At 59.2% G+C, this 15,193-nt stretch carries 13 protein-coding genes; 5 read left to right on the top strand and 8 right to left on the bottom strand.

All coding sequences use genetic code 11. The features are described from left to right. Positions 1-61 precede the first annotated feature (61 nt). Positions 62-1,165 (top strand): 3-isopropylmalate dehydrogenase, encoded by a 1,104-nt coding sequence (gene leuB, locus ACR3E7_RS14565; protein WP_170786345.1) that lies wholly within the window; start codon positions 62-64, stop codon positions 1,163-1,165. Between the two features lie 57 nt (positions 1,166-1,222). Here leuB and ACR3E7_RS14560 read toward each other — a convergent pair whose 3' ends face one another. Then, entirely contained in the window at positions 1,223-3,409 is a 2,187-nt protein-coding gene (locus ACR3E7_RS14560) for a transglycosylase domain-containing protein (protein ID WP_480504217.1), read from the bottom strand. A gap of 258 nt (positions 3,410-3,667) precedes the next feature. Between ACR3E7_RS14560 and ACR3E7_RS14555 the strand changes: the two genes are divergently transcribed. Both ACR3E7_RS14555 and ACR3E7_RS14550 read left to right on the top strand, forming a co-directional pair. Further along, positions 3,668-4,006 (top strand): P-II family nitrogen regulator, encoded by a 339-nt coding sequence (locus ACR3E7_RS14555; protein WP_058273036.1) that lies wholly within the window; start codon positions 3,668-3,670, stop codon positions 4,004-4,006. Between the two features lie 32 nt (positions 4,007-4,038). Further along, on the top strand, positions 4,039-5,343 hold the full coding sequence (locus ACR3E7_RS14550) for an ammonium transporter (protein WP_480504218.1): 1,305 nt from the start codon (positions 4,039-4,041) through the stop codon (positions 5,341-5,343). Between the two features lie 107 nt (positions 5,344-5,450). On the opposite strand, the gene ACR3E7_RS14545 is transcribed toward ACR3E7_RS14550, so the two are convergent. From ACR3E7_RS14545 to ACR3E7_RS14530, 4 genes are all read right to left on the bottom strand, one after another. Further along, positions 5,451-6,635: an amino acid aminotransferase gene (locus tag ACR3E7_RS14545; RefSeq protein ID WP_170790128.1), complete on the bottom strand. Its 1,185-nt coding sequence runs from the start codon at positions 6,633-6,635 to the stop codon at positions 5,451-5,453. Next, on the bottom strand, positions 6,635-7,489 hold the full coding sequence (gene sseA / locus ACR3E7_RS14540) for a 3-mercaptopyruvate sulfurtransferase (protein WP_480504219.1): 855 nt from the start codon (positions 7,487-7,489) through the stop codon (positions 6,635-6,637). The genes ACR3E7_RS14545 and sseA overlap by 1 nt, the downstream gene beginning before the upstream one ends. 80 nt (positions 7,490-7,569) lie before the next feature. After that, positions 7,570-7,839 carry a CBU_0592 family membrane protein gene (locus ACR3E7_RS14535; RefSeq protein WP_480504220.1) on the bottom strand — a complete coding sequence of 90 codons (270 nt, stop codon included), beginning with the start codon at positions 7,837-7,839 and terminating at the stop codon, positions 7,570-7,572. A 22-nt stretch (positions 7,840-7,861) separates the two neighbouring features. Then, entirely contained in the window at positions 7,862-8,413 is a 552-nt protein-coding gene (locus tag ACR3E7_RS14530) for a helix-turn-helix domain-containing protein (protein ID WP_480504221.1), read from the bottom strand. Positions 8,414-8,521: 108 nt separating this feature from the next. On the opposite strand from ACR3E7_RS14530, the gene ilvD reads away from it, so the two are divergent. Next, positions 8,522-10,354, top strand: a complete 1,833-nt coding sequence (gene ilvD / locus ACR3E7_RS14525) for a dihydroxy-acid dehydratase (protein WP_480504222.1) — start codon at positions 8,522-8,524, stop codon at positions 10,352-10,354. An 85-nt stretch (positions 10,355-10,439) separates the two neighbouring features. Here ilvD and ACR3E7_RS14520 read toward each other — a convergent pair whose 3' ends face one another. Both ACR3E7_RS14520 and ACR3E7_RS14515 read right to left on the bottom strand, forming a co-directional pair. Further along, positions 10,440-10,880: a hypothetical protein gene (locus tag ACR3E7_RS14520; protein ID WP_480504223.1), complete on the bottom strand. Its 441-nt coding sequence runs from the start codon at positions 10,878-10,880 to the stop codon at positions 10,440-10,442. Between the two features lie 236 nt (positions 10,881-11,116). Continuing rightward, the gene (locus ACR3E7_RS14515; protein ID WP_480504224.1) at positions 11,117-11,935 is read right to left on the bottom strand and encodes a sulfotransferase family protein; all 819 of its coding nucleotides are present in this window, start codon (positions 11,933-11,935) and stop codon (positions 11,117-11,119) included. 141 nt (positions 11,936-12,076) lie between these two features. Between ACR3E7_RS14515 and ACR3E7_RS14510 the strand changes: the two genes are divergently transcribed. Beyond that, complete coding sequence (locus ACR3E7_RS14510; RefSeq protein ID WP_480504225.1) at positions 12,077-13,654, top strand: DUF5928 domain-containing protein; 1,578 nt, start codon at positions 12,077-12,079, stop codon at positions 13,652-13,654. 37 nt (positions 13,655-13,691) lie between these two features. On the opposite strand, the gene amaB is transcribed toward ACR3E7_RS14510, so the two are convergent. Then, positions 13,692-15,188, bottom strand: a complete 1,497-nt coding sequence (amaB, locus tag ACR3E7_RS14505) for an L-piperidine-6-carboxylate dehydrogenase (RefSeq protein ID WP_480504271.1) — start codon at positions 15,186-15,188, stop codon at positions 13,692-13,694. Positions 15,189-15,193: the final 5 nt, after the last annotated feature.

The raw sequence follows: 15,193 nt of genomic DNA, 5'->3' as shown, positions 1-15,193 counted from the left end.
TCATTGACCCGATGCGATGCAGACGCTAGGGCCTGTGCGACGAAACGCAAGGAGACCTTTCATGTCCAACCCCTCGCTCCTCATCCTGCCCGGAGACGGAATTGGCCCGGAAGTTATGGCCGAAGTGCGCAGAATCATCGGCTGGTTCGGCGAAAAACGCGGCCTTCACTTTGACGTGAGCGAGGATCTGGTCGGCGGTGCCGCCTATGACGCGCATGGCACGCCTTTGACGGACGAAACCATGGCCAAGGCGCAAGAGGTGGACGCGGTTCTGCTGGGCGCCGTGGGTGGCCCGAAATACGACGATCTGGATTTCAGCGTAAAGCCCGAGCGCGGCCTGCTGCGCCTGCGCAAGGAAATGGACCTGTTTTCCAACCTGCGCCCGGCCCAGTGCTTTGACGCACTCGCGGATTTCTCGTCGCTGAAGAAAGACATCGTCGCCGGTCTGGACATCATGATCGTGCGCGAACTGACATCGGGTGTCTATTTCGGCGAGCCGCGCGGCATCTTCAACGAAGGTAATGAGCGTGTAGGCATCAACACCCAGCGCTATACCGAGTCCGAGATCGAACGCGCCGCGCGCTCGGCCTTTGAACTGGCGATGCGCCGAAACAAGAAGCTGTGCTCGATGGAGAAAGCCAACGTGATGGAATCGGGCATCCTGTGGCGCGAGGTCGTGGACCGTGTCGCAGCGGACTACCCCGAGGTCGAGCTGTCCCATATGTATGCCGATAACGGCGCGATGCAGCTGGTGCGCGCACCCAAGCAGTTTGACGTGATCGTCACCGACAACCTGTTCGGCGATATCCTGTCGGATTGCGCGGCGATGCTGACCGGTTCGCTGGGTATGCTGCCATCCGCTTCGCTGGGTGCGCCCATGGCCAACGGCCGCCCCAAGGCGATGTACGAACCCGTCCACGGCTCGGCCCCCGATATCGCGGGTCAGGGCAAGGCCAACCCGATTGCTTGTATCCTGAGCTTTGCCATGGCGCTGCGCTACAGCTTTGACCAAGGGGATGAGGCCGATCGCCTGGAAGCCGCGATCGAGAAGGTTCTGGCCGATGGTGTCCGCACCGCCGACTTGCTGGCCGAAGAGGGCGTTGAGCCGGTCTCGACCACAGAAATGGGCGACGCCATTCTGGCCGCACTGAACGAAAGCGTCTGATTTCGCCTCACCACGTGTAGAAAAGGCGGTGCCCAGCGCACCGCCTTTTTTTGTGACTTAGTTGCCGAATATATTGTTCAGCAGGTTGTTGATGGCCTTCTCAAACCCGTTGTTCTGCCTGCGGCGCTGCTGCCGAGGCTGTTCGGTTCGCACCGGCGGGTCCGGGGCCAGCATGGGCAGTGGGGTGGGTGTCATCCCTTCGGTCACGCGCACCATCGTCTCTTTCCAGATCTCGGCGGGCAGGCCGCCGCCTGTGACGCCAGACAGCGGCGTGTTGTCGTCATACCCCATCCAGACACCGGTCACATAATCCGCCGTGAAGCCAATGAACCAAGCATCCCGCGCCGCCTGCGTGGTGCCGGTCTTGCCTGCCACCTGCCACCCCGGCAGTTTGGCGCGCCCACCGGTGCCCTCGGACACCACACGCTCCATCATCCAGGTCAGTTGCTTGGCCGCCTTGTCATTTATGACACGCTCACCAATACCGGTTGTCGTCACCATGACAGGGGTATCGTCACCCAACAGCTTCAGCTCGGTCAGGCCATAAGGTTCAACCGCAGAGCCTCCGTTCAAAATACCCGCATAGGCGCCCGTCATCTCGATCAGCGTGCTCTCAGACGCGCCCAATGCCAGTGCCGGGCCTTCGGCCAGATCGCTGGCGATACCGAATTCGCTGGCAACGGTGCGCACATTCTCTAGCCCTGAAATCTCGGCCACTTTCACCGCCGGGATGTTCAGCGAGTTCTTCAGGGCATCCGCCAGTGTCACCCGACCATAGAACTTGTTGGTGTAATTCTTGGGACACCACTGGCCCGAGCCGGGGATATCGATGCAGTAAGGCTCGTCCATCACCGTATCCAACGGCGAATAGCCCAGTTCCAGCGCCGTGGCATAGACGAACGGCTTGAACGATGACCCGGTCTGTCGCAGCGCCTGCGTGGCGCGGTTGAACGCCCCCGACACGCGGGTCTTGCGCCCGCCAACCATGGCGCGCACCGCCCCATCGGCCGACATCACCACAATGGCGGCCTGCGCCTTGGACCCTTCGCGCACCTTTTCCTGAAAGATGTATTTCAGCGCCTCTTCTGCCGATGTCTGGATGCGCTGATCCAGCGTGGTGCGAATCACCACATCCTCGGTCGTATTACGGGTAAAGAATTCAGGTCCGCTGGCCATGACCCAATCGGCGAAATACCCCCCTGCGCGGGCAGCAGCAGCATCCGACAAAACCGCCGGGCGCGCGCGGGCTTCGCTAGCCTGCGCGGTGGACAGGTATCCCTGGTCCTCCATCAGCCCGACGACCAGTCGCGCCCGATCCTGCGAGCGTTGCAGGTTGTTCGTCGGAGCATAGCGTGTGGGCGCGACCAGCAACCCTGCCAACATCGCTGCCTCGGACGGCGAAACCTCGGCCGCCGAGATCCCGAAATAACGCTGGCTGGCAGCCTCGAACCCACGGGCACCGGCCCCAAGGAAAGCGCGGTTCAGGTAAATGGTCAGAATCTCGTCTTTGGAATACTTGACCTCCATCGCCATCGCATAGACGGCCTCTTTTGCCTTGCGCCAGAGCGAACCCTGACGGCAATCCGCCTCATACGCGGCCTCGGACTCCCACTCGGCGGGATCGTAGGGCACACCAAGACACAACAGCTTGGCCGTCTGCTGGGTAATGGTCGACCCGCCATGGCCCGACAACGGCCCTCGCCCTTCGCTGAGGTTGATGCGCACAGCACTGGCAACGCCTCGGGGACTGACGCCGAAATGGCGATAGAAGCGTTTGTCCTCGGTCGCGATGACCGCGTGTTTTAGATGCGGCGACACGGTATCGGCGGTGATGACCCCACCAAACTGATCCCCGCGCCACGCATAAACCTTACCATCGCGGTCCAGCATCGTGACCGAACCGCGCGCACGACCGTCCAAAAGCGAATCGACATTGGGCAGCGTTGAGTAGACAACGCCGATCGCCAGCGCCAATAGCAGCGCACACGCAGCCCCAACGCGCCAGGTCACGCCCCAGACCAGACGCCACAGCCAGCGGAACATCCGGCGGAAGATTCCGCCACCCTCGCCACCGGATTTCTTTCGTGTTTTCTTACGCGTGGCCTTGCGCGAGGTGGTTTTGCGCGCAACAGATTTCTTGCCCGCTGGCTTGGCCGCGCGCTTGGTCGTCTTGGGCTTGCGGCCCTTGGACGGGTATCTTTTATCCGCGACCAGAGGGGTCTTGCGGCGCCTGGACTCAGTCATTTCCGAACTCTGCCCGATTATCGTTTTGACGCACCATACCCTGCCGTACCGATGAAGTTGAGGTCAGAATTACTGGTAAATTCTCTCTCTTGAATGCATAATTTTTAATCGTTTTGCATTATTTGTGCAAAAATTGTGCACCTTGCCACAATTTTCCCTCTCTTCGCAGACCTGGGACGTTTCCTACAGCACCCGAGCACGCTTTTTTGCTGCGAGTGCAAACAAGCCGGACAGACCGGGGAAGCAGAGGGGATCAACGTGAAACTGATCATTGCGACAATCAAGCCGTTCAAGCTCGAGGAGGTGCGCGAGGCACTGACCGAAGCAGGCGTGCGCGGCATGATGGTGACCGAAATCAAGGGCTTCGGCTCGCAATCGGGTCACACAGAAATCTATCGCGGCGCAGAATATGCCGTGAACTTCGTACCCAAGATCAAGCTGGAGATCGTGGTGCCCGCCACGATGGCCGATCAGATCGTCGAAACCATCACCAAAACCGCCAAGACCGGCAAGATCGGCGACGGCAAGATTTTCGTCCTCGACGTCGAGCAGGCCCTGCGCGTGCGGACCGGGGAAACCAACGAGGAAGCGCTGTAATCCGCGCCCATCCGTAAAAGGACAGATATCAAATGAAACTAAACCGAATTCTCGCCACAGCCGCTGTGCTGGTCGCCTTTCCGGCGGCTGCATTCGCGAATGACCCGCCTTCTTCGATGGAGGACGTGGGCTATATCTTCACCACTCTGCTGTTCCTGATGGCCGGTTTCCTGGTCTTCTTCATGGCGGCCGGGTTTGCCATGTTGGAAGGCGGCCTTGTGCGTTCCAAGAACGTGGCGATGCAGATGATCAAAAACATCGCGCTCTTTTCCATAGCGGCGATCATGTATTGGTTGGTCGGCTTCAACACGATGTATCCCGGCGACTTCAATGGTTTCTTTGCCATTGGTGGTCCGACCGTGCTTGATCCAGTGGGTGTTGGTTCCGATGCAGCGGCGCTTGACTATGCCTCGATCGGCTCGGATTTCTTCTTCCAGCTTGTATTCGTTGCGGCAACCGCCTCGATCGTGTCAGGTGCCGTCGCCGAGCGGATCAAGCTGTGGCCCTTCCTGATCTTCGTCGTTGTTCTGACTGGTATCCTGTACCCGATCTCGGGCTCGTGGCAGTGGGGCGGCGGCTGGTTGTCTGAGGCTGGCTTCTCGGATTTCGCAGGCTCGACCGTAGTACACTCGGTCGGTGGCTGGGCGGCACTGGCCGGTGCAATCATCCTTGGCCCGCGTATCGGCAAGTACAAGGACGGCAAAGTGCACCCGATGCCCGGTTCGAACCTGGCGCTGGCCACTTTGGGGACGTTCATCCTTTGGCTGGGTTGGTTCGGCTTCAACGGCGGCTCGCAACTGGCGATGGGCACCGTGGGTGACGTATCGGACGTGTCGCGCATCTTTGCCAACACCAACATGGCCGCAGCCTCGGGTGCTGTAGCAGCCCTGATCCTGACGCAAGTTCTGTACAAGAAACCTGACCTGACTATGGTGCTGAACGGCGCGCTGGCCGGTCTGGTCTCAATCACCGCTGAACCCCTGGCCCCGACCCTGTTCGGCGCGCTGTGGATCGGTGCGGTCGGCGGCATCATCGTAGTATTCGCGGTTCCGATGCTGGACAAGTTCAAGATCGACGACGTTGTCGGTGCGATCCCAGTTCACCTGTTCGCAGGCATCTGGGGCACCATCGCCGTGATCTTCTACGGTGAGGCCTCGCTGGGCACTCAGCTGCTGGGTATCGCGGCCTACGGTGTGTTCACCTTTGTCGGTGCACTGGTTCTCTGGGGTATCCTGAAAGCCACCGTTGGCATCCGCGTTAGCGAAGAGGATGAGATCAACGGCCTCGACATGGCAGAGCTGGGTATGGAAGCCTACCCCGAGTTCTCGAAGGGCTAAGACTCGAGAGTATTCAAGTCAAAACCGGGCGTTCGCGCCCGGTTTTTTGTTTTTCAAAAAAGAAAGCCGCGCAGGAAAGCGCGGCTTTGCTTGATTTTGAAAGGGCCTCAGACGCCGACGTCAACAATCGCCTTAGCCAAAATCGGCACCGTCGTTGCGTTCAGACCGGCGATGTTCAACCGGCTATCGCCCACCATATAGATGCCGTGATCGACCCGCAATTGCTCGACCAGTTCCGGCGCGGCACCCAGGCGCGAAAACATGCCTCGGTGCTGAGCAACAAAACCAAAGCGGTCAGAACCGGTCAGGCGTTGCAGCTCGTCCGCCAGTTGCTGGCGCAGACCCAGCATCGACAGGCGCACCTCTTCCAGTTCTGCCGCCCAGTCGGCGCGCAGGGCGTCGTCATTCAGGATCGTGGTCACAACGCGCGCGCCATGGTCAGGCGGGAAGGAATAGTTCTGACGGTTCAGGAAGGCCAGCGTCGATTGGTTCAGCGATGTCTGCGCCGCGTCATCGCTGATCGCCATCAGCAGGCCAGTCCGTTCGCGGTAGACGCCGAAGTTCTTGGAACAGGAGGCCGCGATCAGGCAACGCTTGACCGACGAGGCCACTAGACGAGTCGCCTGCGCGTCCTCTTCCAGACCATCGCCAAAGCCTTGATATGCGATGTCGATCATCGCCACGAGGCCTTGCGCATTGATCAAGTCCACGACCTCTTGCCACTGCACCATGTTCAGGTTTGCACCGGTGGGGTTGTGGCAGCAGCCATGCAGCAGCACCACGTCGCCCGCCTTGGCCGTTTTCAGATCGGCGATCATGCCGTCGAAATCGACGCCGCGCGTCTCGCCGTCGAAGTAGCGGTACGGGACGGTTTCGATGCCCAGATAGTTCAGGATCGACAGGTGGTTGGGCCATGTTGGGTTCGACACGAACACGCGGGCCTCAGGGTTGGCCATGCGGATCATCTCAAACGCCTGACGACAGGCACCGGTGCCCCCGGGGGTCGCCACGGCAGCGATATTGCCGCGCGGCACGGCATCGCCAAGGATCAGGCCGATCATCGCATCGGCATAGGCCGGATCACCAGCCAAACCGGTATAGGCTTTGCTCTCCTGCTCTTCCAGAATGCGCTTTTCGGCGGCCTTGACGGCGCGCATCACCGGGGTCACGCCTTCGGCATTCTTGTAGACGCCCACACCCAAGTCGATCTTTTGATCGCGCGGGTCGTCGCGGTACATCTGCATCAGCGCCAAGATCTTGTCGGCAGGCTGCGGTTTGAGGTTCTCGAACATCAGTTCTCTCCGGTTGCGACGGGCAGGGTCGGGAAGGCACCCCATTCAGCCCAGGAGCCGTCATAAAGCGAATGGTCTTTCTTGCCCATGCGTTCCAACGCAAGGCTGAGGATCGCGGCGGTCACGCCCGACCCGCATGAGGTGATGGCGGGTTTCGACAGATCAACGCCAGCGCCCTCGAACACGGCGCGGCACTCCTCGGGCGATTTCATCGTGCCATTTTTGTTCAACAATTCGCCAAAAGGCACGTTGCGCGACCCCGGAATATGGCCCGAACGCAGCCCTTCGCGCGGCTCGGGCGCGGTGCCTGCAAAGCGGGCGGCCGCGCGGGCGTCGATGATTTCGTGATCGTTCAGCTTGGCTGCGGCCGAGACCTGCGTCACATCCCGCACCAGATGGTTCTGCACGCGCACTGTCATGTGACGGTCCCGGATCACAGGAGGCAAATCCTCGATCTCGCGACCCTCGGCCTGCCATTTGGGAAAGCCGCCGTCCAGAACGGCCACGTTCTCTTGCCCCATCAGGCGGAACAGCCACCAGACCCGTGCCGCCGACATCAGGCCTGCGCCGTCATAGACCACGACCTGATGCCCGTCGCCGACACCCATCGCCCGCATCCGCGACATGAATTTCTCGACCGGAGGAGCCATGTGCGGCAGGTCGGACCGCGCATCCGAAATCTCGTCGATATCAAAAAACCGCGCACCGGGGATATGGGCCGCATCATATTCAGCCTTGGCGTCGTGCTGCTGTTGCGGCAGGTACCACGACCCGTCCAAAACCCGTAGATCGGGGTCTTTCATATGGGCTGCAAGCCATTCGGTGGAAACGAGGGTTTTCGGATCGTCCTGCATCTGGGCCTCCGCTGCGCGCGCTTGCGTTTTCCCTATACGCGCGCGGATGCGGGTTCAAGGCTGGATGGCCGGCAGAACAGCTACCTTGTGCGGCGCAGGCGGAAAAACTGCACAATACCGGTCAGGCTGATCAAGATCCAGAATGTCTCGATCAACATCGAGGCGAGGTTGAAATTCTCGAGCAGGGAATAGACGATCAGGATGGACCCGGCCAGGTTCAGGATCGGGAAGGCCAGATCGTCTGAATTCATCATCCGCATCTGAGTGGCGAAATACGCGGCCACGACGACAAGCGCCCCGAAAGACCCGATGGCATCCGCCAGCGTGAGTGAGGTGATGAAATCTGCCACTAGAGCCCCTTTTCTACGACGTTCAGACGGATGCGACCCGCGCGTAGTGATGCATATTCAAAAACGCGGCCCCCTCGGGCCCGGCGCGATAGCCATGCGGCAAGTCGGCGGCAAAACGCAGCCCCTGCCCGGCCTGCAAAGGCACCCATTCGCTATCGCGCAGAATTTCAAGCGATCCATTCAGCACGAACACTTCTTCGGTCACCCCTGCGGCATGGGCGGCAGATTCGTGGCTTTGGTTTGGGGCAAGATCAACGTGAAAGGTCTCGGCCCCCAGCGCGGGGTCATAGGGAAAGACAATCTTGACCTCGATGCTGCCGGGGAAAGTCACGGTTTGGAACAGGCTGGCATCCGCCGGGTCACGCAGAACGGACGATCCGATCAACGCGCTGAGCGGCAGCTGAAACCCCTTGGCGATCTTCCACAGAGTCGCGATGGTAGGGCTGGATTCACCGCGCTCGATCTGGCCCAGCATGGCTTTGCTGACGCCTGTCATCTCGGCCACCTTGGACAGGCTCAGCCCCGAGGCCGCGCGCACATCCCGCAGTTTCAGCGTTATTTCATCCGGTGCCATGTCGTTCGTCTTTCGAATCCTCTTGTGCGTTATAGCGCACATGTGATACGTGCGCTATAACGTACGAACCCCAAGACATGCAACCCGAGGCAATAGGGAAACAGCGTCATGCCACTCTACCGATCCAGAACTTCTACCCATGGCCGTAACATGGCCGGTGCCCGCGGCCTGTGGCGCGCAACCGGTATGGGGGACGACGACTTCGGCAAACCGATCATCGCAATCGTCAACTCGTTCACGCAATTCGTGCCGGGTCACGTTCACCTGAAAGACCTTGGCCAGATGGTTGCGCGCGAGGTTGAAAAGGCCGGTGGTGTCGCCAAAGAATTCAACACGATCGCCGTGGACGACGGCATCGCCATGGGCCATGACGGCATGCTGTATTCGCTGCCCTCGCGCGAGGTTATCGCGGATTCGGTCGAATACATGGTCAACGCACATTGCGCCGATGCGATGGTCTGTATCTCGAACTGTGACAAGATCACGCCGGGTATGCTGATGGCCGCCATGCGCCTGAACATCCCTGCAATCTTTGTTTCGGGCGGGCCGATGGAGGCGGGTAAGATCGACATCGCCGATCTGGACGCCAAAAAGATCGACCTTGTGGATGCAATGGTTGCTGCCGCGGATGACCGGTTCACCGACGAACAGGTTCAGCACATCGAAGAAAATGCCTGCCCCACCTGCGGGTCGTGTTCCGGCATGTTCACTGCAAACTCGATGAACTGTCTGGCCGAAGCGCTGGGTCTGGCCCTGCCGGGCAATGGCTCGACGCTAGCCACCCATTCGGATCGCAAAGAGCTGTTCCTTGAAGCAGGCCGCCGCATCGTCGAGATCACCAAGCGCCACTATGATCTGGACGAAAAGGGCTTCCTGCCCCGCGAAATCGCCACGTTTGACGCGTTCGAGAACGCCATGTCGCTGGACATCGCCATGGGTGGCTCGACCAACACCGTGCTGCACCTGCTGGCCATCGCGCATGAGGGCGGCGTGGATTTCGACATGTCCGACATGGATCGACTCAGCCGGAAAGTGCCGTGTCTGTGCAAGGTCGCGCCCAATACTGAGAACGTGCATATGGAGGACGTCCACCGCGCCGGCGGCATCTTCTCGATCCTCGGCGAACTCAGCCGCGCCGGTCTGCTGCACGAGGGGTGCAGCACCGTACATTCCGGCACCATGGGTGAAGCGATTGCCAATTGGGACATCAAGGTTGCCAACAACCCCAAGGCGCAAGACCTGTTCAAGGCCGCACCGGGTGGCGTGCGCACCACGCAGGCCTTCAGCCAGTCGAACCGCTACAAAGAGCTGGACACCGACCGCGAAGGTGGCGTGATCCGGTCCAAGGAGCACGCGTTCAGTCAGGATGGCGGTCTGGCCGTTCTGTTCGGCAATATCGCGCGCGACGGCTGTATCGTGAAAACCGCCGGTGTGGACCCGGCCAGCCTGACCTTCACCGGCTCGGCCTATGTCTGCGAAAGTCAGGATCAGGCGGTGAACGACATCCTTACCGGCAAGGTGAAAGAGGGCGACGTGGTCGTCATCCGTTACGAAGGCCCGCGCGGCGGTCCGGGGATGCAGGAAATGCTGTATCCGACCTCCTACCTGAAATCCAAAGGGCTGGGCAAAGCCTGCGCGCTGCTGACCGACGGTCGGTTCTCGGGCGGCACTTCGGGCCTGTCGATTGGCCATGTCTCGCCTGAGGCGGCCGAGGGTGGTGTGATCGGTCTGGTGCGCCAGGGTGACAAGATCGAGATCGACATCCCCAAACGCACGATCCATCTGGCGGTCTCGGACGAAGAACTGGCCACCCGCCGCGCCGAGCAGGATGAAAAGGGCTGGGAGCCCGCTGCACCGCGCAAACGTAAGGTGTCCACGGCCCTGAAAGCCTATGCCAAGCTGACCACAAGCGCGGCTAAAGGAGCTGTGCGTCAGGTCTGAGTTAGACGCCGCTCAACATAAATGGCCTACTTATCCGGTAGGCCGTTTTTGTTCTGTTGTGCGGACAATTCGGCCATTCAGCATGTTATGGCGGGCTCAGGTTCGCTCCTCCCAGTTCAAAGCGCATTTCGCCACCTTTACCGTCAACGAATACCAAGCTGCTTTCTTCCGAACTAACCTGTTTCATACTGAGAAACTTTTGCACCATGGGTGAATCCGCATCAATTCCAGGAGAACCCCAGGCGCATGCTGGCGAAGCGGAAGTTGGTTTGATCCTTAACTTGGGATAGCGACCTTTCATAACGCCTGTAGCACAAAGACAATGACCACAAATTGCGAATGCGGAGTTCTCGCCAATGTAGAACCTGAGGGGGCGTATTGGCGGCTTTCCATCGATTTCCACCAGGTCATAATCCCGCATAGTTTTGATGTGACTAACCACTGTGTCTGCTTGTGTATAAGAGGCCGTCGCGCATACGAATGCCAGGACAAAGACCGCGATGGCACCACTTCTCAGAAAACGCATACATCTGCTCCTAGATAGTGTTGAAATCTAAGACTTTAGGGAAAGACTTACCCAGACATTTTTCTGATTAAGTTATTGAGCCGCGCAAAGTGTCTCTTTGACTTGGGTCAATCAGTTTGTTTGTCGCCAGAGCCAATCAACTGGTCGAAAAACACATCTTTCGCAGCTTCTGCTCTGGGCTCAATGCAGGCACTCACGTGCAAATCATGTTCTAAACAGATGCATCGTATTGCTCTTCAATCGCCAAGTTTGGCGTGGACCTCGTCCAGATCAATCTCGCCGATTGGCATCTTGTTGACCGGGTTCTCGAAATCGTATTTGAACAGCTCGAAATCCTGTTTGTAGATTTCGTAGACCAGATGCATCGACAGATCGTCGAAATAATCCTCGACCGGATGGGCGCGCTTGGGGCCGTGGCCCTCGGATTCGTTGAAGCGCGGGATCTGGGACAGGTCCACAGAGTGCGGCGTGTTCAGATGGTTCAGGACATCCTGCATCCCTTCGTTGAAGGCTTCGGTCCAGAAAATCCGGTCATAGCGCCCGCCGTTGACGATAAAGGTCGAGACATGGCCTGACATGGCCGACCAGTGAATATCCGGGTCCATCGGTCTGCGCCAGCGGATCGTGTCCCGCGCGAACAGCAGAAACCGACGAAAGCTGGCAATCTGGTCGAACTCGCCCTTGCCGTCATCGCCGCCAACCTCAATCCCATAATTATAGATCAGCGTCGGCACCAGGTTCCCGCGGTACCGTTTTCCGTTGCGCTGAATCCCACAGATCTTGTCAAAAAACGAGCTGAGAATCCGCGTGTAGGGATTGCGCACGCATGTGAACGCGTAAGACGCATGAGACCTGACATTGTCCGAGATCGGCCCCTGACTGCCATCAAAGGCCCATTTGTGCATCCCATCCTTGGCGTCATGGATATCACCGTCAAAGAAGCGGCCATGATCCGAGTAGTACATGATCTGGCCAATGGTCGAGCAGGCACATTTCGGCACCACCCGGTACACCATGCTTTCACTCTCGGTCATCCATGTACCGGGAAAACCCATCTGCTATGCCTCCTGCGCGGATCAGAACCTTGAAATCTTGTCCGCATTTTCAAATCAGAGAACCAAAAATATTCTGTTTATTCAATCGCTCATCCTCAGTATCACGGTTGCAAACGGGCAGAAACGGAAATTGTGAAACAAATGGCAAAGATTGCCTATATTTTGCTGTGCCACAAAGACCCTGATGCGATCATCGCGCAGGCCGAACAACTGACGGCCGCAGGCGATTGCATGGCGATCCATTTCGATGCGCGCGCCAGCAAGGACGCCTTTCAGCGCATTCAAGACGCGTTAAAGGACAATCCGAACGTCACCTTTGCCAAAAAGCGCATAAAATGCGGCTGGGGGGAATGGTCGTTGGTTCAAGCCACCCTCAATGCGATCGAAGCCGCCGTTACAGCCTTTCCACGCGCCACGCATTTCTACATGGTGTCGGGCGATTGCATGGCGATCAAGACGGCCGAGTACACGCACAACTTTCTGGACGAACGCGACCACGACTTTGTCGAAAGCCACGATTTCTTTGACAGCAACTGGATCAAGACCGGGATGAAAGAAGACCGGCTGATCTATCGCCATTTCTTCAACGAACGCACGCAAAGCTGGTCGTTCTACACCTCATACGAATTGCAGAAACGCTTTGGCCTGACCCGAGAGGTTCCGGCAGACATCCAAGTGATGATCGGCAGTCAATGGTGGTGCTTGCGCCGCCGCACGATTGAGATGATCCTGGAATTCCTGCGCCAACGGCCGGACGTGAAACGGTTCTTCTCGACCACATGGATTCCGGATGAGACCTTCTTTCAGACCCTCGTCCGCCACCTGGTTCCCCGCGACGAAATCGAGAACAGAACGCCCACTTTCCTGATGTTTTCGGACTACGGGATGCCGGTCACGTTCTACAACGACCACTATGACATGTTGCTGGGGCAGGATTACCTGTTTGCCCGCAAAATCAGCCCCGAGGCGCATGAGCTGAAGGACCGGCTTGGCGCGCTCTACGCGGCTGAGGGGGTGGAGTTTCAGATCTCGGATGAGGGGCGCAATCTCTACGGCTTCCTGACCGGGCGTGGCCGAGTCGGACGTCGCCACGGCCAAAGGTTCTGGGAGGCCGCCAATACGCTAGGCCCGGATCGTGACCTGTACCTGGTGGTGTGCAAAAAGTGGCACGTGGCCAAGCGGTTGATTGATCAGATCGTCTCGGAAACTGACATGGCCTGCGTCGAATATCTGTTCAACGAACAAGACACTGCGTTACCTGATCTGGGCGGGATCGAGACCACTTTGCTGAAACGCTCACGCCACAGGCGGGCGATTGTGGGTATGCTGTTCGACAGTTTCAACACCGACAAGCTGGTTCTGTGCGTTGACCCAGCCAATCTGGACATCGTTCAGGACTTCTGCGCCGATCAAGCGCGTACCCATGTGCTTGAGGTCGAGTGCGAGTATTCCAACGATTACTTGATCGGGCACGCCCGTCGGGTCGGTTTGGCAGGCGCGCAAAGCCCCGAACAGACGGTCGCGCCCCTGATCCCCACTCTGCGCCATTCGCTGGCCTACGAATCCGAAATGATCCGCGCGGCTGCCTCGGACGATTATTTCCGCATCCGTGAAACCAATACAAAAGACGAGAATGCGGTGGCTGTTGCCGGGTTTTTGAACGCCACGACGGACATTGCGGAACGCATTCTGCGTCTGGACTACCTGTTTGCAGATTAATCCCGGCGACACTCCGAAAAGGCCGCCGGGACAACGATCAGATGTCGAATTTCACACCCTGCGCCAGCGGCAGTTCGGCCGAGTAATTCACCGTATTGGTCTGGCGCCGCATATAGGCCTTCCACGCGTCCGATCCGCTTTCACGCCCGCCGCCGGTTTCTTTTTCACCACCAAAGGCTCCGCCAATCTCGGCCCCAGACGGACCGATATTGACGTTGGCAATACCGCAATCTGATCCGGCTGCGGTCAGGAACTGTTCCGCTTCGCGCATGTTCAGGGTGAACACGCAAGACGACAGGCCTTGCGGCACATCGTTCTGGATCTCGATGGCGTTATCAAAATCGTCGTAGCCCATCACATAGAGGATCGGCGCAAAGGTCTCGGTCTTTACGGTGGCCGTCTGGTCGGGCATCTCAACAATGGCGGGCTGCATATAGACGCCATCCGGCACGCCCTCGGTGACGCGCTGACCGCCGAACACGGTGCCCCCTTCGGCTTTGGCCGCGTCCAACGCTGCGGTCATGGCGGCGCCCGAGGCCTCATCGACCAGCGGGCCAATCAGCGTGCCCTCGGTCAGCGGGTTGCCGATGGGCAGACCGGCATAGGCCTTTTTCAAGCGACCCACCAGTTCCTCACGGATCGAGTTATGCACGATCAGGCGGCGCAGCGTGGTGCAGCGTTGACCGGCTGTTCCCACGGCTGAGAAGACAATTGCGCGCACCGCCATTTCCAGATCGGCCGAGGGGCCAACGATCATCGCGTTGTTGCCGCCCAGTTCCAGAATACACTTGCCAAAGCGGGATGCCACCACAGGAGCCACTGCGCGACCCATGCGGGTGGAACCGGTCGCCGAGATCACCGGCACATCTTCGCTGGCCACCAACGCCTCGCCCAGCGCGGCACCGCCGACCAGGGTTTGCAGCAGGTGATCCGGCGCATCACCGAACCGAGCCAGTGCCCGTTCGAAAATCTTCTGGCAAGCCATCGCGGTCAGAGGTGTCTTTTCGGATGGTTTCCAGATCACCGTATCGCCACAAACCAGCGCGATCGCCGCGTTCCACGACCAAACCGCAACCGGGAAGTTGAAGGCCGAAATCACGCCGACTGGCCCCGCCGGGTGCCATGTCTCCATCATCCGGTGGCCTGGGCGCTCGGATGCGATGGTAAGGCCGTATAGCTGGCGCGACAGACCCACGGCAAAGTCGCAGATGTCGATCATCTCTTGCACTTCGCCCAGCCCTTCGGAGGTGATCTTGCCCGCCTCCCAACTCACCAGCGCGCCGAGATCTTCTTTGGCGGCGCGTAGTTCCTCGCCAAGCAGACGGATCAATTCACCCCGGCGCGGAGCGGGTACGGTGCGCCAGGCATTGAATGCCGTTTTGGCATTGGCAAACACAGTCTCCATGTCGCCCGCCGGGGTTTCATGCACCTCGGCCAGCAGGCTGCCGTCGATGGGCGAGCGCACGGTCAGCGAGCCGCCGGTCAGCTCAGCCGCTGTCAGGTCCAGATTGGCAAGGGTGGTTTGCGCAGTCATCACGA

The sequence above is a fragment of the Ruegeria sp. BK1 genome (genome assembly GCF_056535645.1).
This window is presented reverse-complemented; position numbering and strand designations above follow the sequence as displayed.